This window comes from Sphingomonas lutea (assembly GCF_014396785.1).
In the GTDB taxonomy this organism is placed as follows: domain Bacteria; phylum Pseudomonadota; class Alphaproteobacteria; order Sphingomonadales; family Sphingomonadaceae; genus Sphingomicrobium; species Sphingomicrobium luteum.
In genome coordinates, this window is record NZ_CP060718.1 from 1,733,063 (window position 1) to 1,750,953 (window position 17,891).

General features: G+C 66.2%; 20 protein-coding genes. 11 read left to right on the forward strand and 9 right to left on the reverse strand.

The window, feature by feature from the left end; genetic code table 11:
* Positions 1 to 55 precede the first annotated feature (55 nt).
* From rpmH to H9L13_RS08980, 6 genes are all read left to right on the forward strand, one after another.
* Entirely contained in the window at positions 56 to 190 is a 135-nt protein-coding gene (gene rpmH / locus H9L13_RS08955) for a 50S ribosomal protein L34 (protein ID WP_166037930.1), read from the forward strand.
* A gap of 5 nt (positions 191 to 195) precedes the next feature.
* Entirely contained in the window at positions 196 to 516 is a 321-nt protein-coding gene (gene rnpA, locus H9L13_RS08960) for a ribonuclease P protein component (protein WP_187540292.1), read from the forward strand.
* Complete coding sequence (gene yidD, locus H9L13_RS08965) at positions 513 to 725, forward strand: membrane protein insertion efficiency factor YidD (RefSeq protein ID WP_187537384.1); 213 nt, start codon at positions 513 to 515, stop codon at positions 723 to 725. Before rnpA ends, yidD begins: the two co-directional genes overlap by 4 nt.
* 25 nt (positions 726 to 750) lie before the next feature.
* Entirely contained in the window at positions 751 to 2,478 is a 1,728-nt protein-coding gene (gene yidC / locus H9L13_RS08970; RefSeq protein WP_187537385.1) for a membrane protein insertase YidC, read from the forward strand.
* Positions 2,475 to 3,119 carry a ribosome biogenesis GTP-binding protein YihA/YsxC gene (gene yihA / locus H9L13_RS08975; protein ID WP_187537386.1) on the forward strand — a complete coding sequence of 215 codons (645 nt, stop codon included), beginning with the start codon at positions 2,475 to 2,477 and terminating at the stop codon, positions 3,117 to 3,119. The genes yidC and yihA overlap by 4 nt, the downstream gene beginning before the upstream one ends.
* Before the next feature lie 99 nt (positions 3,120 to 3,218).
* Entirely contained in the window at positions 3,219 to 3,881 is a 663-nt protein-coding gene (locus H9L13_RS08980; RefSeq protein ID WP_187537387.1) for a glutathione S-transferase family protein, read from the forward strand.
* Here the strand turns inward: H9L13_RS08980 and H9L13_RS08985 are convergent.
* Entirely contained in the window at positions 3,878 to 4,324 is a 447-nt protein-coding gene (locus H9L13_RS08985) for a cupin domain-containing protein (protein ID WP_187537388.1), read from the reverse strand. The genes H9L13_RS08980 and H9L13_RS08985 overlap by 4 nt on opposite strands.
* Positions 4,325 to 4,350: 26 nt before the next feature.
* Positions 4,351 to 6,474: a TonB-dependent receptor plug domain-containing protein gene (locus tag H9L13_RS08990; protein WP_187537389.1), complete on the reverse strand. Its 2,124-nt coding sequence runs from the start codon at positions 6,472 to 6,474 to the stop codon at positions 4,351 to 4,353.
* 245 nt (positions 6,475 to 6,719) lie between these two features.
* Here H9L13_RS08990 and dapE point away from each other — a divergent pair, with 245 nt between their 5' ends.
* Both dapE and H9L13_RS09000 read left to right on the forward strand, forming a co-directional pair.
* On the forward strand, positions 6,720 to 7,859 hold the full coding sequence (gene dapE, locus H9L13_RS08995) for a succinyl-diaminopimelate desuccinylase (RefSeq protein ID WP_408022133.1): 1,140 nt from the start codon (positions 6,720 to 6,722) through the stop codon (positions 7,857 to 7,859).
* A gap of 100 nt (positions 7,860 to 7,959) precedes the next feature.
* Positions 7,960 to 8,211 (forward strand): hypothetical protein, encoded by a 252-nt coding sequence (locus H9L13_RS09000; RefSeq protein WP_187537391.1) that lies wholly within the window; start codon positions 7,960 to 7,962, stop codon positions 8,209 to 8,211.
* A gap of 12 nt (positions 8,212 to 8,223) precedes the next feature.
* Here the strand turns inward: H9L13_RS09000 and H9L13_RS09005 are convergent, their stop codons facing one another.
* The 5 genes from H9L13_RS09005 to H9L13_RS09025 form a co-directional block, all read right to left on the reverse strand.
* Complete coding sequence (locus tag H9L13_RS09005; RefSeq protein WP_187537392.1) at positions 8,224 to 9,108, reverse strand: putative bifunctional diguanylate cyclase/phosphodiesterase; 885 nt, start codon at positions 9,106 to 9,108, stop codon at positions 8,224 to 8,226.
* Positions 9,108 to 9,905: a GGDEF domain-containing protein gene (locus H9L13_RS09010; protein ID WP_187537393.1), complete on the reverse strand. Its 798-nt coding sequence runs from the start codon at positions 9,903 to 9,905 to the stop codon at positions 9,108 to 9,110. Before H9L13_RS09010 ends, H9L13_RS09005 begins: the two co-directional genes overlap by 1 nt.
* Before the next feature lie 77 nt (positions 9,906 to 9,982).
* A complete protein-coding gene (locus H9L13_RS09015; RefSeq protein WP_328282543.1) occupies positions 9,983 to 10,525 on the reverse strand; it encodes a Smr/MutS family protein in 543 nt (180 codons plus the stop codon).
* Positions 10,509 to 11,717, reverse strand: a complete 1,209-nt coding sequence (mltA, locus tag H9L13_RS09020; RefSeq protein WP_187537395.1) for a murein transglycosylase A — start codon at positions 11,715 to 11,717, stop codon at positions 10,509 to 10,511. The genes H9L13_RS09015 and mltA overlap by 17 nt, the downstream gene beginning before the upstream one ends.
* Positions 11,714 to 12,367, reverse strand: coding sequence for a Tim44/TimA family putative adaptor protein (locus H9L13_RS09025; protein ID WP_187537396.1), 654 nt, complete (start codon positions 12,365 to 12,367; stop codon positions 11,714 to 11,716). The genes mltA and H9L13_RS09025 overlap by 4 nt, the downstream gene beginning before the upstream one ends.
* A gap of 182 nt (positions 12,368 to 12,549) precedes the next feature.
* Between H9L13_RS09025 and secB the strand changes: the two genes are divergently transcribed.
* Genes secB through trpS form a run of 3 tightly spaced genes read left to right on the forward strand, consistent with a single transcriptional unit; the run spans position 12,550 to position 15,681 of the window.
* The gene (gene secB, locus H9L13_RS09030) at positions 12,550 to 13,104 is read left to right on the forward strand and encodes a protein-export chaperone SecB (RefSeq protein ID WP_187537397.1); all 555 of its coding nucleotides are present in this window, start codon (positions 12,550 to 12,552) and stop codon (positions 13,102 to 13,104) included.
* 34 nt (positions 13,105 to 13,138) lie between these two features.
* On the forward strand, positions 13,139 to 14,692 hold the full coding sequence (murJ, locus tag H9L13_RS09035; RefSeq protein ID WP_187537398.1) for a murein biosynthesis integral membrane protein MurJ: 1,554 nt from the start codon (positions 13,139 to 13,141) through the stop codon (positions 14,690 to 14,692).
* Positions 14,689 to 15,681, forward strand: a complete 993-nt coding sequence (trpS, locus tag H9L13_RS09040) for a tryptophan--tRNA ligase (protein WP_187537399.1) — start codon at positions 14,689 to 14,691, stop codon at positions 15,679 to 15,681. Before murJ ends, trpS begins: the two co-directional genes overlap by 4 nt.
* 109 nt (positions 15,682 to 15,790) lie before the next feature.
* Here the strand turns inward: trpS and dnaA are convergent, their stop codons facing one another.
* Both dnaA and rpsT read right to left on the reverse strand, forming a co-directional pair.
* Entirely contained in the window at positions 15,791 to 17,104 is a 1,314-nt protein-coding gene (gene dnaA, locus H9L13_RS09045; protein WP_187540294.1) for a chromosomal replication initiator protein DnaA, read from the reverse strand.
* Between the two features lie 436 nt (positions 17,105 to 17,540).
* Complete coding sequence (rpsT, locus tag H9L13_RS09050) at positions 17,541 to 17,804, reverse strand: 30S ribosomal protein S20 (RefSeq protein ID WP_187537400.1); 264 nt, start codon at positions 17,802 to 17,804, stop codon at positions 17,541 to 17,543.
* Positions 17,805 to 17,891: the final 87 nt, after the last annotated feature.

Consider the following 17,891-nt stretch of genomic DNA (forward strand, 5'->3'; position numbering starts at 1 on the left):
CAGCGGCTGCCTTTGTAGGCGGCCCTTTTTCTTTCCGTTTTTTGAGGCATGAGCGATGAAGCGCACCTTTCAACCGAGCAATCTGGTCCGCGCGCGCCGGCACGGCTTCCGGTCGCGCATGGCGACCGTGGGCGGCCGCAAGGTGCTGAACGCGCGCCGGGCACGCGGCCGCAAGAAGCTCAGCGCCTAGTCACGATTCGTAAGCGCGCGGACTTTCTTGCTGCCAACGGCGGCAAGCGCGCGGCTACGCCCGGCTTCGTCCTCCTGATCCGCGATCGCAGGGATTCCGACCCCTCGAAACGTGTGGGCTTTACCGTCACAAAGAAGATCGGCGGCGCCGTCGTGCGCAACCGAATGAAGCGCCGCTTTCGCGCGCTCGCGCAGGAGATCGTCCCGACTGCCGGGCTTGCCGGGGCCGACCATGTGATGATCGGCCGCGCCGGCGGTGTCGAACGCGACTTTGCGCTGCTTCGTGCAGAGCTTGAAGTCGCACTGCAGAAGCTTCGAAAGTCGTGATTGCGCAGCTCCTGATCTGGATCGCCCGTGCGTGGCAGAAAGGCCCCTCGCGGGTGCTGCCGCCCAGCTGCCGCTACCAGCCCAGCTGTTCGGCCTATGCGATTACCGCAATCCAGCGCTATGGGGCTGCGCGGGGGGGCTGGATGGCCCTGAAACGCATCGGCCGCTGTCATCCCTGGGGCGGCCAGGGTCCCGACCCGGTACCGTAGACTTTTCCGTAAGGATCGACGCGACGTGAGCGACAGCAAAAATATGATCCTGGCGGTGGTGCTGAGCGCCCTCGTACTGCTCGGCTGGAGCTGGCTGGCCGATTCCTATTTCCCGACCGCCGCGCCGCAGAGCACGACGGTCGAGAACGGCAAGGTGCAGCCCGCGCCGCAGGCGCAGACGCAAGCGCCCGGCTCGCCCGTCGCGACATCGCCGACGGTCATGCGCAGCCGCAACGCCGTGCTCGCCTCGACCCCGCGCATCCGCATCCAGACGCCGTCGCTGCAGGGCTCGATCAACCTCCAGGGCGCGCAGGTCGACGACCTGACGATGGTCCGGCACCGTGCCACCATCGACCGTTCTTCGCAGCCCGTGCGCCTGTTCTCCCCGCTTGGTGCGCCGGGCGCCTATATCGCGACCTTCGGTTGGACCGGCCAGGGCGTGCAGGTGCCGGGCCCGGACACGGTATGGACCGCCGACCGCCAGCTGTTGTCGCCCGGCCAGCCCGTGACCCTGACGACGCAGATGCCCGACGGCATGCGCTACGCTATGCGCATTTCGGTCGACGACGGCTATGTCTTCACCGTCGAACAGCAAGCCAGCAACGGATCGGGCAAGCCGGCGATCGTTCGCCCGATCGGGCTCGTCAGCCGCGCTGCCAAGTCGAACGATCCCGACAGTTGGACGGTGCACGTCGGGCCGATGAGCGTTTTTGGCGGCACCGCCGACTATGACGTCGATTGGGACACGGTTGATGAGGCGGGTCCGGGCGGCACGACCTTTAACGACGTGCGCGGTTGGCTCGGCTTCACCGACACTTATTGGCTCGCCGCGCTGGCACCGGCCGGCGACGCGCCGATGGATGCCGCCTTCCGCCGCAGCCCCAGCGGCGGCTACCAGGCCGATTACGCGCTTCCAGCGACGATCGTGCCTGCGGGCGATTCGATCACCAATCGGACGCGGCTGTTCGCCGGCGCCAAGGAAAAGGCCGCGCTCGACCGCGCCGACGATGCCGGCATCACCAAGCTTTCGAAGTCGATCGACTGGGGCTGGTTCGAATTCTTCATGCGCCCGATCTTCGACCTGCTGACCTTCCTTTTCCGCTCGGTCGGCAATTTCGGCGTGGCGATCATCATCCTGACCTTCATCGTGCGGCTGGTCATGTTCCCGATCGCGCAAAAGCAGTTCCAGTCGATGGCGGCGATGCGCAAGCTCCAGCCCAAGCTCAAGGCGGTCCAGGACAAGTGGAAGGATGACAAGGCGCGCCAGCAGCAGGAAATCCTGAAGCTGTACCAGGCGGAAAAGGTCAATCCGGCCGCGGGCTGCCTGCCGATCCTGATCCAGATTCCGATCTTCTATGCGCTGTACAAGGTGCTGCTGGTGTCGGTTGAAATGCGCCACCAGCCCTTTGCGCTGTGGATCCGCGACCTGTCGGCACCCGACCCGCTGACTCCGGTCAACCTGTTCGGCCTGCTCGACTTCACCCCGCCCGCGATCCTCGCCATCGGCGTGCTGCCGATCCTGGTCGGCGCGAGCCAGTGGCTGTCGATCAAGCTCAGCCCGCAATCGCCCGACCCGACGCAGCGCCAGATCTTCGCGATCATGCCCTGGGTGCTGATCTTCGCCATGGCGCCCTTCGCCGCGGGGCTTCAGCTCTACTGGCTGACCAACAATATCCTGTCGATCGCGCAACAATGGTGGCTGTACCGGCGCTTCGGCCTCAGCTTCAGCGACACCCACCCGGTCGAGGAATGAGCGACGCGGCCGATCATGAAGTGGCCGAGCAGGCGCGCAAGCTGTTCGCCGGGCCGATCGCGTTCCTGAAGTCGGCGCCCGAACTGAGGTTCCTGCCTGACCCCATCGTGCCCGAAATCGCGTTCGCGGGCCGGTCGAACGTGGGCAAAAGCTCGCTGCTCAACGCGCTGACCAACCGCAACAAGCTGGCGCGGACCTCGAACACGCCGGGGCGGACGCAGGAACTCAATTTCTTTGACGTCGGCGAACCGATCGAGCTGCGGCTGGTCGACATGCCCGGCTATGGCTTTGCCGAAGCGCCCAAGGATCTGGTCAAGCGCTGGCGCTTCCTGATCAACGATTATCTGCGCGGGCGGCAGGTGCTCAAGCGCGCCCTGGTGCTGGTCGATTCGCGCCACGGCCTCAAGGACGTCGACCGCGAGGTGATGAAAATGCTCGACGCCGCCGCGGTCGGCTATCATCTCGTCCTGACCAAGGGGGACAAGGTCAAACCCTCGGCGCTGGGCGCGCTTTACGAAACGACCGCGCTCGAAGCGGCCAAGCATCCCGCCGCGCATCCCCTGATTTTCCGCACGTCGAGCGAAACCGGCGAGGGCATTGCCGAGTTGCGAACCGCAATCCTGGAGGCGTCCCGCACCTGACGGGCCGTCATTCCGGACTTGATCCGGGATCCACCCTCTTCTTGGTGGGCACGACGACAGATGGACTCCGGATCAAGCCCGGGGCGACGAAAGGAAGTCATGAAGCTGATCATCGGCAACCGCGCATATTCCAGCTGGTCGTTCCGCGGCTGGCTGGCGTGCAAGCAATCGGGCGCGGAATTCGAAGAGCTGGTCGTGCCGATGTTCGACGCCGAATGGGAAGAGCGGCGCGAAGGCGACGAGTTCGCGCCGTCGCTGGGCAAGGTGCCGATCCTGTGGGACGGCGAATGCGTCGTCTGGGACAGCCTGGCGATCGTCGAATTCCTCGCCGACCGGTTCGGCCGCGACCTCTACTGGCCCGAAGACGAAAGCGCGCGCGGCATGGCGCGGTCGATGTCGGCGGAAATGCATTCGAGCTTCGCCAACCTGCGCCGCGACCTGCCGATGAACGTGCGCAAGAGCTACCCGCCAGCCGACCTCAGCGATGAGGTGCGGGAAGAGATCAATCGTATCCTGCAGCTTTGGGCGCAGGCCCGCGCGCGCTTCGGCGGCACCGGCGACTTCCTGTTCGGCGACTGGTGCGCGGCGGACATCATGTTCGCGCCGGTCGTGACGCGCTTCGTCACCTACGGCGTTCCCGTCCCCAATTTCGCCGCCGTCTACATGAAGGCGGTCCTGTCCCACCCCCACGTCGCGGAATGGATCGACAAGGCGCAGGACGAGCCCTGGGTCATCGAGCAATATGAGGCGGAGAAGGCCTAGTAAGGCGTCCCGTCCTTGTGGACGTAGCGGCCGCCGGCGGTCCATTTCATGTCGATGTCCGAATAGGCGCCGCCGGTGTCGGTCCCGGCGCTGACGCAGATGAAGCTGCATGGTGCGTCGCTGCGGTTGATCAGGTGATGGCCGTCGGCGACGCCCGCCGGCCACGCGACGATGTCGCCCGCCGCAAGCTCGGTTTCCCCATCGTCTTCGACCAGCACGGCGGTCCCGCCCAGCACGACGAGCAGTTCGTCTTCGCTCTGATGCCAGTGCCGCTGGCTCGACCATGCTCCCGGCTCGAGCACGACGTGCCGCGCGCCGAGCGCCTTCATCCCAGCCGCCTCCGCGACCTTGCGCTGCCAGCGTCCAGCAACATCCGCATCATAAGGCGGCGGATAGCCGGTGGCGTTGGTCGGTTCGAGGGCGTCGAGATCGATCTTGGGCATCGGCGGCGCGCTCCCTTGCCAGCCGCCTAGAAGGTGCCTTTCACCGACAGGCTGAAGATCGGGCCGATCAGCTGGTTGTTGCGCTGGATGTAATCGATCGGGGATCGGTCGCGCCAGTCGGTGTAGACGAAGCGGGTCCAGCGGTGGCGCGCGTTGAGCAGATTGTTGGCGTCGGCGCGCACGGTCAGCCCGAACACATTCTTGTGCTCGATGAACAGGCCGGCCCACACCGGCCCTTCCCAGCTGCGATATACCTCCGTCAGGAAGAAGGTGCGCACATAGTGGCTGTGGTCGGCATAGGCGCCCCAGGCGATGTCGCTCTTGGGAATATCGTGGCGCAGCGACACGCTGAACCAACGGTCGCGGGTGCTGCTGATCGGTCGCCGCTCGCCGGTCAGCGGGTCCTTGACGCCGGTATGCTCGAAGCCCGCCGTGAGGTCGAGCTTGGCGCCCTGCCAGCCGATCGGATCGAACTGGAAGGTGCTGGTGCTCTCGCCGCCGAACTTGGATGCGCGCGGCAGGTTGCCGACGCCCTGGCCGTTGTTGGGCAGGGGAATGTAATCGACGATGTCCTCGACCCGGTGATACCAGCCGCGCAGGCGCGTCTTGCCCCAAGGCCCAAGGTTGCGGCCCACCTCGCCCTCGAACTCCCAGCTTTGCGGCGGGACGAGGTCGGGGTTCCCGGCGCTTTCGCGGTCGCTGCTGAGGTTGGGCTGTGACAGGAAGTCGTAGAAGCTGATCTGGCCGACGCGGCGATTGATCTTGAGGCTGGCGTCCCAATTCTCGGCCGGCCGCCAGCCCAGGGTCAGGCTGCCCTTGGGGCGGAAGAACTTGCGCGCCGGGATGTCGCTGTCGACGCGGGCCAGGCGCGAGATTTCCGCGCCCGCGGCAAGTTGCAGGTCGAGGTTGTCGGTGATCGGGCGGCTCCACGTGCCGATCGCCTCGTAGCGCAATTCTTCGACCAGGCCCGACCCTTCGGGATAATCCTGCTCGACGAACGCGCCGGACGGGTCGAGGTCGAACAGACGCCCTTTCTGGTCGAGCGAATTGAACGCGCGCTCGACCGACACCTGCCAATTGTTGCGACCGCCCTTCCACGCATATTCGGCGCGGCCGACCCGCTCGACGATGGTCGTGTCGCGGTCGAACCGGGTGCCGGTCGAAGGCGCCCCGCTGTCGAATGTCGTGATCTGCGTGGTGACCAGCGGCTCGCGCTTGCGATGCGCCAATCCAATCAGCTTTAGCCGCCCCGGGCCAACGCCGAATTCCCAATCGCCGTTGACGTCGTACCACCAGCCCTTGAGCTCATTCTCGGTAATCCTGGTGCGGAAATCGCCGGCGAGCGGCTCGCGGCGGTCCTCGCGAAAGGAGGGGTTCCAGTAGGGCGTATAGGCCAGGCTGAGGTTGCCGACCGAACTTCCCGGACCGTCGATGCCGAACTTGCTCTTGAAGGTCGGGGCTTCATACTCGCTGTGATAATCCTCGTTGCGCCGCTCGGTGAGGGTCTCGTTGCGGTCGTAGATCAGGATTTCCCCGCCAAAACCGCCGCGGCCCGATGAATTCTTGACCGACAGCGTGTAGTCGAGCGGACCTGTGGCTCCGCGGTAGCTGATTGAGCCATCGTAAAGGCGCGGCTTTGCGAAATGCGCGCGAACTTCGGGATTCCACTCGAACTGGCCCGACCCCGCCTTGCTCGCCTTGACGATGACGTTGGCGACCTGTCCCGACAGCCCGGCAATGCCCAGGCTCGACGCGTCGACGATCTCGATCCGCTCGACATTGCCGGCGGGGATGCGCTGCAGCTCATCGGCCGCGCCGCCCTGCTTGTTGGCGATTCGCTCGCGGTTGATAAGGATGTTCTCCGATGCCTGGCCCAGCCCGCGGTCCTCGACGTTGACCGATCGGATGGTGAAGCCCGGCACCTGCTTGAGCATGTCGTAGGCGGTGCGCGGCGCGAAGCGTACGAAATCCGCCGGGACGAAGGTGCGGCTTTGTCCAGCTGCCGCAGGTTCCGGCTCGGCCTTTGGCGCCACCGCCGGATCGGGTTCGGACGGCTGTTCGGCCGCCGACTGCGCCACCGCCGCGTCGGTGAGGGAAATCATCGCCATGCCGGCGAGGAGGACGGCGTGACGCCAACGCAACGGACTCATAATTTCCCCTAACCCTTTTCGTACTATTCGCTACATTTGTAGCTCTGCTACATTTGTAGCGCAAGTGCTTGTGTCCAATTTCGGCCATCGCCGTGCATTTCCGGACACGAATGATCGGGCGCGGGATGGGACACGCCCTCGCCACGCCTGTTCGACCTCCAATTTTGCAAGCAGCGTGCCAGCTGAGGCCCGAGCAAGCGGCTTGCCAGTCGTGGCCCGTTCGCTACCTCTGCCGCATGCCCGACATGATCGACCCAGTCAGCCTTGCCTCGCAGCTCATCGCCTGCCCCAGCGTGACGCCCGCGAGCGGCGCAGTGTTCGATGTGCTGGAAGCGGCGCTGCGCCCCCTGGGGTTCGACATCGACCGCTGGGTGATGGGCGAAGCGCCCGACGGACCGACCGAAAACATGATCGCGATCCGCGGGCACGGCGCACCGCATTTCGGCTTTGCCGGCCACCTAGACGTCGTACCTCCCGGCGAAGGGTGGAGCGTCGGCCCCTATGAAGCGCAGGTCGTCGACGGGCGGCTGATCGGGCGCGGCGCCAATGACATGAAAAGCGCGATCGCGGCCTATGTCGCGGCGGTTGCGCGGATCGCACCGGGCGCCGGCACACTGTCGCTGCTCATCACCGGCGACGAGGAAGGCTATGCCACCTACGGCACGCCGCGGATCATCGACCGGCTCAATGCACGCGGCATCCGCCCCGACATGATCCTGATCGGTGAGCCGACCTCGGTCGACCGGTTGGGCGATACGGTCAAGATCGGCCGCCGCGGTTCGGTCAACATGTGGATCGACGTGCCCGGCGTGCAGGGCCATGTCGCCTACCCCCACCGCGCCACCAACCCGGTGCCGCCGCTGGCGCGCGTGGTCGCCGCGCTGTCGGAGGTCCACCTCGACGACGGCACCGACGCCTTCCCGCCCTCGAACCTCGAATTTACCGCCGTCTCGACCCCGACCGATGCCAGCAACGTCATCCCCGGCGAAGCGACTGCGCAGCTCAACATCCGCTTCAACAACCTCCACAAGGGCAGTGATCTGGTGCGGATGGTCGAGGAGATCGCGGCGCGCGAAGCGCCGGGCGCCAAGGTCCGCGCGCGGATCTCGGGCGAGGCCTTTCTGACTCCGCCGGGCCGCTTGTTCGACATCATCGTCGAGAGCATCCGCGAGGAAACCGGTGCCGAGCCCGAGCTGTCCACGAGTGGCGGCACATCGGACGGCCGCTTCCTCATCCAGCTGTGCCCGGTGGTCGATTTCGGCCTGCCCAATGCGACCATGCACAAGCTCGACGAAAGCGCCGCCGTCGAGGACATTCGCGCGCTGTCGCGGATCTACGAAAGGGTCGTGCGCAAGGTGCTGGCGACCGAGAAATCCCCCGACTGAGAATTTTTCGCGAGCCGTCACAGCGCGTCACGGGTTCTTTTCGTACCGTTGTCTTCCCGTCTAAATCCGTGAACGAAATCCCGAAAAATAGGAGATGGTGATGCGTCGTTTTTGCCTGGTTCTGGCCGCGTTGAGTGTCGCAAGCAGCCCCGCCGCGGCGCAATCCGGCACGCCCGCCGCGACGCCCGCCCAGACCGTCGCCGAGCAAAAGCCCGCCACCAAGCGCGTGTGCAAGCGCGTTGCCGACGTCAATCAGCTCGTCGCGCGGAAGGTCTGCCGCGAAGTGGCGGTCGATGCGAAGGGACAGCCTGCGAACCAGCAAGCGGCGACCGCGCAGGGCGCCAGCGAATAAGCGCGAAAAGCCCTACGCCACCGATTTCGCGGCGCCCTGGTCGGCGCTGCGCATCCAGTCCAGGAACTCGTCCTCGAACATCGGATGGGCGAAGACGAAGCCTTGCACGGTGTCGCAGCCCATGGCGCGCAGGATATCGGCCTGGGCAACGGTCTCGACCGCCTCGGCCACAACCTCGCACTCGACGCCCTTGATCAGGTGGATGACGGCCTGGACGATGACCCGCGCCTTGTCCGACGTCTCGATGTCCTCGATCAGCGACGGGTCGAGCTTGACGCGGTCGAGCGGCATCGCACGCAGCCGGGCTAGGTTCGAATAGCCCGTGCCGAAATCGTCGATCGCAATGGTCGCACCGTCAGCGCGCAGTGCGGCGATCTCGGCAAGTACGGTGTCGCTGGCCTCCATCGCCGCCGTTTCGGTAAACTCCGCCTCGATCATCGACAGCGGCACGCCGGCATCCCTGAAGGCCTGGCGCATGCGCGTAAAGAAATCGGGCCGGTCGAGCTGGCGGGGGCTGATGTTGAAGGCGACCCGGCCGCGAAAGCCGTCGCGGTACCAGCCGCCGACCGTCGCCGCGACTTCGCCCAGCACCCAGTCGCCAAGCTCGGAGATAACTCCGGTGCGCTCGGCAACGGGGATGAAGGTCATCGGCAGGCGAAGCCCGTCGCGCGGGTGGTTCCAGCGAAGCAGCGCCTCCGACCCGACGATCTCGCCCGTGACCAGGCTCATCTGCGGCTGGAAGGCGAGCAGGAATTCGTCGCGCTGAACGGCATCGGTCAGCGCTTTTTCGGTCTCGACCTTTTGCTGATGCTCCGCGGCCAGGTCGGCGTTGAACAGGCAATGCTGCCCGCCGCCGCGGGCCTTTGCGCGATACATCGCAATGTCGGCGGCGCGCATCAGCGATTCGATGCTTGAGCCGTGGTCGGGGATATGGCGCAGCCGATGGACGCGCCGATATCGACGCTGTGCGACGACAGCTCGAACGGTTCCGAGATGGCGACGGCAATGCGCCGCGCGACCCGCTCGATCTCCGCCGACGATTTGATCTGCGGGTAGAAGATGGTGAACTCGTCGCCGGCAAGCCGTGCCAGGAGCGGCCGCGTGCGCACATCGCCGCTGAACTCGCCGTTCACGACGACCCGCAGGCGGTTGGCGACCATGATGAGCAATTGGTCCCCGCGAGCATGGCCCAGGCTATCGTTGACCGACTTGAAACGGTCGAGGTCCACGAACAGCATCGCCGACGGCTGGTCGCCGACCTCCCCCAGCATCTTGTCCGCTTCCGACCGGAAATGGAGGCGGTTGGGCAGCGATGTCACGGGGTCGTACATGCCAAGGGCATGGGCGTTCTCGATCGACGTGCGCACCTCGGCGAACAAGGTATCCACCGCGGCGGCCAACTTCGGCATCGATCGGCGGAGCGCCTGTGGTGCCGGTGAGACCAGGTCACCGTCTTCCACCGCCAGCAACCGCTCGCTCAGCGAATTCAGCGCGCGCGCACTTTCGCTGTTGGGGCGTTCGGCGGCGACATAGCTGATGAGGACGCAGAACGTCCCTGCGGCGATCGCGGCGAGGATCTTTTCGTTAAACTCGGTCAGGTACAGCAGCGCTGCGAGCGAGAAGAGGAACGAGGCGAAGCCGGCAACGCACGACAGGATCGCGTTACTGATCTTCTGGGCCGTACCTGCTGTCATCACCGTCGAGCGCCTCGAGCCGTCGGGGTAAATTCCGCCTGACGCACCCGCGGTAACCGAGCGCGGTTAACAAAGCGTCAGCGGCGGCGAAGAATCAGGTAGAGGCTCCCGCCGCCGCCGTGACGGACGTGCGCACCTCGCACTGCGGCAATGCGCGGCGCATGCCGCGATGCCGCGAGCCAGTCGTGAACGGCAGCGCGGATTCGCCCGCGTGCAATCGGCGGTTCGCCCGGCCGGTGATGGCCGGTGATCAGCAGCACGACCCGGTCACCCGCGTCGATTGCCTGCTCGATCGCGCGGTCGATCGTCGTCCACGCCTGGTCGAGGTTAAGGCCGTGCAGGTCGACGACACGGTCGGGCGTCACGCTGCCGGAACGCAGCTTCTTGTCCCAACTTCCGTCGAGCGTATTCCTCCCCGCCGGAACGGGGAGGGGGACCGGCCGCGGAGCGGACGGTGGAGGGGTCGCACGGCGGAGAGGCGGCGGCGGCGGGCCCACTCCACCAGCCTTCGGCTGGTCCCCCTCCCCGTTCCGGGGAGGATCGATCCGTTCGCGCGACAATGGCCGGATGGTACCGGTCACCCGCGCCCAGAGTTCGGCTTCCTCAGCGCTGAGGGACACGCGCCGCAACACCCTTCGGGAGAAGGATCAGCGCCTGACCAGAGGCGGACATGCCGCCGGCGATTCGCGTCGCGTCGGCGCCGGCGCCCCAGAAGGTGTCGAAGCGGTTGGCGCCCTTGATCGCGCCGCCCGTATCCTGCGCCACCCACAGGCCGTTCGCCTCGGGCCGGTCGACGGTGAGATAGGCCGGCGCGCCATAGGGGACGAACAACGGATCGACCGCCACCGTCACGCGCTCGCTGACCGGCAGGCCGAGCGAGCCGAGCGGCGGGCCCGACAGCTCACGGAAGAAGACGTAGGACAGGTTCTCGCGCATCAGCGCCCGCCCCTGTTCGGGATTGGCCTTCATCCAGGCGATGATGTCCTGCATCTTTGCGCCCCCCGGCGGAAGCAACCCACGCTCGCGCAACAACCGCCCGATCGCGACATATTCGCGCCCGTTCTGGTTGTCGTAGCCGAGGCGCATGACGCCGCCGTCGGGCAGCTTGAGCCGGCCCGATCCCTGGATTTGCAGGAAGAACAGGTCGATCGGATCGGCCGCCCACGCAAGCTCGAGCCCGCGGTTGGCAAGCGCGCCGTCGTCGATCTCGGCACGCGTGAAATACAGCACGCACTGGCCCGTGCGCGGATCGATCCGTCCGCGGCCGGTCTGGCCGTCGGCGCGGGTGCAGCGGACAAGGTCGGGCGGCGTGCGGTAGATGGGCACTTCGTAGCCGGGTCCGCGGGTGCGCGATCCCGCAAGTTCGGGCTCATAATAGCCGGTCGCAAAGGCCTGCCCGCCGCCGACCCGGACCCAGTCGAACCGGTGGAAGAAGAATCCGGGGGCGTATGCTGGCGCCAGCGTCGCCGCTTCGGCACACACCCCCCGCCAATCCTCGGGTCGCGTCAGCCCGGACCGGTCCTCCCGCCGCGTGACGGTCGAACAACTGATTCGGAAGGCGGCGAGCGCGCGGCTCGCCTGCTCAGGCGTCAGGAGCTTGGGCGCGGCGACCGTGACGCCCGCTTCCCGCGCCGTGCGAGCATTGGGATCGGTCGGCGGAAAGACCTCCGGGGCCGGCGCCGGCGGCGGCAGCGGCACGGGCGCCGGAGCCGGCGCCGGCGGTGCTGGCGAGGGCGGTGGCGGCGCCGTTGCGCAGGCCGAAGCAAAAAGGAGAAGGGACGCGGCGCCGAGGCCGCGAAGGCCGAGCCTCACTCTTCCTCGTCGGTTTCGATCAGGCGCCAGTTCGGGTCGGGCGACGAAATGTCGCGGCGGAAGGTCCACAAATCCCGCGTCTGGACCGCATCGCTCAGCGAGCCCGCCACCACCTGACCATCGGCGTTGCGCGTGATCGCCGCGATGTCCGCCTCGAACCGTACCGTGACGACGGCGATATCGCGATCCACCATCGCTTCGGAAATGACCGCCTGCTCAATCGCGACCAGCCGGTTGTCGAGGGTGAGGCCGTCCTTCGACCGTTGGTCGACCGCCGTTGCGAAAGTCTCGTAGACATGATCGTCGACATGCGGCCTGATGGCGGCGAGGTCGCCCCGCCAAAAGGCCTCCAGGATCATGCGATAGGCGGCCTTCCCGCCTTCGAGGAAGCGCGCCACGTCGAACGACGGGTCGGCCGCGAGGAGCGCGCGCACGCCGGGTCCAGCGGTCGGCAGATACGCCAGGTCACCGCTGTCCTGCGCCGATTGAGGGACGGCGGACGGCTGAGTCGGCCGCGCCTCGACCCGCGTGTCGGGATCGGCCGGCTTCAGGATCGGCTGCTGCTCATGCCCGGTGCGCTCGCCGAGCACGCTGTACAGGCGCAACCCGATGAACAATGCAACCAGGGCCAGGATGACGATGACGGTCAAAGGGGCATTCCAATCGTAGGTTCGCGAACCAACATAGTGCGCCGCGCGTAAAGATTCCAACTCCGCGCAACGCACGAGGTCGGCATTGCGCCGCATTTGACCGACTGCTAGTCGCTCGGGCCGCAACGCCGCGCCTGGCGCGGCCCCCGATATCACCTAGGATTTGCAAGGACTGAACAGCAATGGCGGACCAGGATTCCCCCACCGGCGGCAATGGTGCCGCCGAGCCCGGCAACGAGCCGCGCGTCACCGTACATGCCCAGTATATCAAGGACTTGTCGGTCGAAAATCCGAATTCGCCGCAAGTCTATCAGTGGCAGGTCCAGCCATCGCTCGACGTGCAGTTCAACATCAACGTCGACAATCTGTCGCCCGAGCTGCACGAGATCACGCTCAAGATCGACGTCAAGGCGCGATCGGAAAATGGCGTCCATTTCGTCGTCGACCTCAGCTATGGCGGGCTGTTCGAAATTCAGGGCGTGCCCGAGGAGGCAATTCCCCCGCTGCTGCTCATCGAGGCGCCGCGCCTGATCTTCCCATTCGCGCGCCAGGTGATCGCCGACGCGGTCGTCAACACCGGCTTTCCGCCGCTGCTGCTCGATCCCATCGACTTCGCGGGTGCATATATGGCGCAGCTTCAGGCCCAGCAGCAGCAGCTGCAGGCCGGCGGCGAAAACCCCGGCGGCGCGGCGCCGGTGGGCGGATTGCCGCCTCAAGAGGAACCGCAGCCCCAGTGACCGTGTCGTGACCGCGCTTGCGGGCTAGTCGCGCATGAACCTGCTCAAGGCCACTGGCACGATCGGCGGGCTGACGATGATCAGCCGCGTCCTCGGTTTCGCGCGCGACATGATCGGCTCGCGAATCCTCGGCGCAAGCCACGCCAACGACGCTTTCAACCTCGCCTTCCTGCTGCCCAACATCTTTCGGCGGCTGTTCGCTGAAGGCGCCTTCTCGTCCGGCTTCGTGCCGTTGTTCAGCCGTCGTCTCGCGGCTGGTGGACAGAAGGACGCCGAAGAATTCTCGAACGAGATCCTCGCGGTGTTCATGCCCGCGTTGCTGATCGTCACCCTGGTTTTCCTGATCTTCATGCCGGCGGTGCTTGCGGTGGTCGCCGCTGGCTATCAGGACGTGCCCGGCAAGATGGCGTTGGCGGTCGAGCTGACCCGCTGGACCTTCCCCTACCTGCTGTTCATCAGCCTCGTCGCGTTGCTGTCGGGCGTGCTCAACTCGCTGACGCGCTTCGCCGTCGCCGCCTTCGCGCCCGCATTGCTCAATGTCGCGCTGATCCTCGCCTTGCTAGTGGCGCCGCGCAACGACCTCGACGTGGTGCGCTACATGGCGACCGCGGTGCTGCTTGGCGGGGTCGCGCAATTCGCCTTGTGCTGGTTCGCAGTGCGCCGCGCGGGCATCCGCCTCCACTTCGGCCGGCCGCGGATGACACCGGCGGTCCGGGAACTGGTGATCCTCATCTTGCCCGCGACGGCAGCGGCGGGCGTCTATCAGATCAGCCAGCTGTTCTACGGCTATTTCTCGACTCTGCTCGGCGAAGGCGCATTGACCATGCTCAGCTACGCCGACCGCCTAAACCAATTGCCGCTGTCGATCATCGGCACTGCGCTCGGCGTCGCGATCCTGCCGGCAATCAGCCAGGCCATTGCCAAGAACGAGGACCATGTTGCCGCCGACGTGCAGGCGCGCGCCTTCGACCTGTCGATGCTGCTCACCCTGCCCGCGACCCTTGCGCTCGCGGTCGGCGCGGTGCCGATCATCGGCGCCCTCTTCCAGGGCGGCGAATATACGATGGCGGCGGCGGTCACGACCGGCCAGATCCTTGCCATCCTCGTCACCGGCCTGCCGGCCTATGTGCTGGTCAAGGTGCTGACCCCCGCTTTCTACGCGCGCAAGGACGTAAAGACCCCGGTGCTGATCGCGGTCACCATCCTCATCCTCAGCATCCCCGCCAACTTCCTGCTCATCCCGGTGATCGGCATCTACAGCCTGGCGACGGTCACCTCGGCGGGCGCTTGGATCAATTTCATCTTCCTGTTCACCATCCTTTACGTTCGCGGCCACTTCCGCATGCCCGTATGGCTCGTGAGCCGCGTCGCGCGTCAACTGGTCGCGGCGCTGGTCATGGCCGCCGCTCTGTTCGGCGTCCGCGCACTGCTCGACGATTGGTTCTTCGGCGGTGTCGCGCAGCGCGGCCTGGCGTTGATCACCCTCGTCGGCGTTGGCGGGCTGGTCTATTTCGGCGTCGCTTTCCTGATCGGCGGCGTCGACCGGGAGGCCATCGCCTCCCTGCGCCGGCGAAAGCCCCCGCAATGAGGGTCGTTTCCGGCATCCAGCCCACCGGTGGCCTGCACCTCGGCAATCTGCTCGGCGCAATCCTGCGCTGGGTGCGGATGCAGGATGAGGCCGAGTGCCTGTTCTTCCTCGCCGACATGCACGCGCTGACCATTGCTGTCGATCCGGCCGAGCTGCGCGCCAACATTCGTGAAATGGCCGCCGCGCTCATCGCCAGCGGAATCGACCCCGCCAAGGCGACCTTGTTCCGCCAAAGCGCCGTCCCCGCCCATGCCGAGCTTGCCTGGATCCTCCAGGGCACGGCGCGCATCGGCTGGCTCGAGCGCATGACGCAGTTCAAGGAAAAGGGCGGCAAGCATAAGGAGCGCTCCAGCGTCGGGCTGTTCACCTACCCCGTGCTCCAGGCCGCCGACGTCCTGCTCTACCAGGCCACGCACGTGCCGGTGGGCGAGGACCAGAAGCAGCACCTCGAGCTGGCGCGCGACATCGCGCTCAAGTTCAACAATGATTTCGACGTCGAGCTGTTCGCGCTGCCCGAGCCGTTCATCGGCGGCGGCACCGCGGCGCGTGTGATGAGCCTGCGCGACGGCAAGGCCAAGATGTCCAAGTCCGACCCGTCGGAGATGAGCCGGATCCACCTCACCGACAGCGACGAGGACATCGCACAGAAGATCCGCAAGGCGCGCACCGACCCCGAGCCCCTGCCCGAGGATCCCGCGCTGCTCGACGGCCGTCCGGAGGCGCGCAACCTCGTCGGCATCTACGCTGCGCTTACTGGCGAAAGCATCGAGCAGGTGCTCGCCCGCTTTGCCGGCCAGGGCTTCGGCACCTTCAAGCCCGCGCTGGCCGACGCGGTGATCGCGATGCTGAGCCCGCTGCGCCGGCGCCTTGACGAACTCCGCGCCGATCCGGCCGAGCTGGAGCGCATCCTCGAGTCTGGTGCCGAGCGCGCCCGCACCCTCGCCGCGCCCACGCTCGCCAATGCCTATCGCGCGGTCGGGCTCGCCTGATCGACGCCGCGCCGCGCGCGGCTCGTCCACGACCTCATCACGGCGATGTTGACGGCATTCCCGGGCGCAATGGCGGGACGGTCAGCGCCACCGTCCCCGCCCGGACAAACTAGCCCTCGAGCTGCCGCATCAGCAGGCGGATGTCGGCGTCGAGCTCGGCGTCGGCAGCGCGCAGCTTCTCGATCTGGCGGACGGCGTGGATCACCGTCGTATGATCGCGCCCGCCGAAGCGGCGGCCGATGTCGGGCAGCGACTTGGGGGTCAGCTGCTTGGACAGATACATCGCGACCTGGCGCGGACGGGCGACTTCGCGGGCGCGCCGCGCACTGGTCATCTCGGCCTTGCGGATGCGGTAATGTTCCGCGACCTGGGTCTGGATTTCGTCGATCGAAATGCGCCGCTGGTTGGCACGCAGGACGTTGGCCAGCACTTCCTCGACGAACGCGACATCGATGGCCCGGCCGGTCATCATCGCATAAGCGCCGATGCGGTTGAGCGCGCCTTCAAGCTCGCGCACCGAAGAAGTCACGCGCCGGGCGAGGAAATCGATGACCGGGCGCGGCATGTCGACGCCTGGCAGCGTTTCCAGCTTCGACACGATGATGTTGAAGCGCAGTTCGTAGTCGGCGGCATTGATGTCCGCGACCAGGCCCCACGACAGGCGCGACAGGATTCGCGGTGCAATGCCGTCCAGGTCCTGCGGCGCTCGGTCGGACGTGATCACCAGCCGCCGCCCGGCGGTGATGATCTCGTTCATCGTGTGGAAGAATTCCTCCTGCGTGGAATCCTTGCCGGCAATGAACTGGACGTCGTCGATCAGCAGCAGATCGGCATTGCGCAGCCGCTGCTTGAACCCGATCGTGTCGTTTTCCTTCAGCGCGCGAATGAATTCGACCATGAACTTTTCGGCCGACATCGAAACGACGCGCGCACCGCGATTGTGGGCGGTGAAGGTGTGGCCGATGGCGTGCAGCAAGTGGGTCTTGCCGCGCCCGGTGCCGCCATGGATGAAGAGCGGGTTGAAGCCGACGGTCGAGGATGTTGCCAAGGTGCGTGCCGCGGTGGCGGCGACTTCGTTGGCCTTGCCCACGACAAAGGTTTCGAACCGGTAGCGCGGATCGAAATTGGGCGCGTTGGGATCGCGCTCGGCTGGCGGCGGCGTGTCTTCGAGGATGAGCAACGGCCCGGGACGGGGCGCATCGGTGGACGCAATGATCCGCACGTTGCGGACGATCGGAAGCACGGTCTTCCACGCCAGTGCAATCCGCTCCCCGAAGTGCGACCGCACCCAATCGGCCATGAACTGGCTGGGCATCACGATGTCGAGCGTGCCGCTCTCGGGCTCGAAGGTGCCAAGTTCGGCGGGCTTGAGCCAGCCGTCGAAGGTGCGCGCGCCAAGGTCGCGGCGAAGCCCGGCGCGCAGCGATTCCCACGCTGCCTCTAGGGGGCGGGCGCCGTTTCCATGGTCAGATTCTCACCGCCGCCCTGCACTGGCTCGCGCCTCCCTCAAACAGCCCCCGAAGAGGCAAAAGGATGCCCCCGCCCGCAAACCCGAGTCGCGCGCCGAAGACCTCGTTTCTCTCTTGCCCCCAGCGCGAAACCACGCCCGGAAGATCGTTTTTGAAAGTCTGCGCCCAAGCTTTCAAGGCCGTTTTTTCACAGAAGTGAAATAATGGGCCTTGACATAGGAAACCCGCCGATGCTGCGCAGGATTGGCGGAAAACCGGGGAATTTATCGTTATCTCCGCGTTAACGCTTTTGCGAATCGCGGGAATTGCTGCATTTTTTGGACAGTCCAGAAACGGGACGAGCCGCCGGTCGCCCGGCGGCTCGCAAAAGCCCCTCGATTTGACGGCGGTTTAGCCCAGCGATGCGACGCGCTTGGACAGGCGCGACACCTTCCGCGACGCCGTGTTCTTGTGGATAACGCCGCGGGCCACGCCGCGCGCGATTTCCGGCTGCATCTTCTTCAGCGCTGCTGCAGCATCATCCTTCTTGCCCGTGGCAATCGCCGATTCGACGGCCTTGATGAAGGTCCGGATGCGGCTGACCCGCGAATGGTTGATCGTCGCCCGCACATTGTTGCGGCGGATGCGCTTCTTGGCCTGCGGCGTGTTCGCCATCGAAAGTCCTCGTTGAATAAGCAGCGTCAAAAGAAAAAGCGGCGCAGAGCCAAATGGCCGCGCCAGCGTGGGCGTTCCCCTACGCAG

Bases quoted from the DNA above. Each gene is read 5' to 3' on its own strand.
- rpmH (WP_166037930.1), top strand. From the start codon at position 56: ATGAAGCGCACCTTTCAACCGAGCAATCTGGTCCGCGCGCGCCGGCAC.
- yihA (WP_187537386.1), top strand. From the start codon at position 2,475: ATGAGCGACGCGGCCGATCATGAAGTGGCCGAGCAGGCGCGCAAGCTG.
- H9L13_RS08980 (WP_187537387.1), top strand. From the start codon at position 3,219: ATGAAGCTGATCATCGGCAACCGCGCATATTCCAGCTGGTCGTTCCGC.
- H9L13_RS08985 (WP_187537388.1), bottom strand. From the start codon at position 4,324: ATGCCCAAGATCGATCTCGACGCCCTCGAACCGACCAACGCCACCGGC.
- H9L13_RS08990 (WP_187537389.1), bottom strand. From the start codon at position 6,474: ATGAGTCCGTTGCGTTGGCGTCACGCCGTCCTCCTCGCCGGCATGGCG.
- dapE (WP_408022133.1), top strand. From the start codon at position 6,720: ATGATCGACCCAGTCAGCCTTGCCTCGCAGCTCATCGCCTGCCCCAGC.
- H9L13_RS09000 (WP_187537391.1), top strand. From the start codon at position 7,960: ATGCGTCGTTTTTGCCTGGTTCTGGCCGCGTTGAGTGTCGCAAGCAGC.
- H9L13_RS09005 (WP_187537392.1), bottom strand. From the start codon at position 9,108: ATGCGCGCCGCCGACATTGCGATGTATCGCGCAAAGGCCCGCGGCGGC.
- H9L13_RS09010 (WP_187537393.1), bottom strand. From the start codon at position 9,905: ATGACAGCAGGTACGGCCCAGAAGATCAGTAACGCGATCCTGTCGTGC.
- secB (WP_187537397.1), top strand. From the start codon at position 12,550: ATGGCGGACCAGGATTCCCCCACCGGCGGCAATGGTGCCGCCGAGCCC.
- murJ (WP_187537398.1), top strand. From the start codon at position 13,139: ATGAACCTGCTCAAGGCCACTGGCACGATCGGCGGGCTGACGATGATC.
- trpS (WP_187537399.1), top strand. From the start codon at position 14,689: ATGAGGGTCGTTTCCGGCATCCAGCCCACCGGTGGCCTGCACCTCGGC.
- rpsT (WP_187537400.1), bottom strand. From the start codon at position 17,804: ATGGCGAACACGCCGCAGGCCAAGAAGCGCATCCGCCGCAACAATGTG.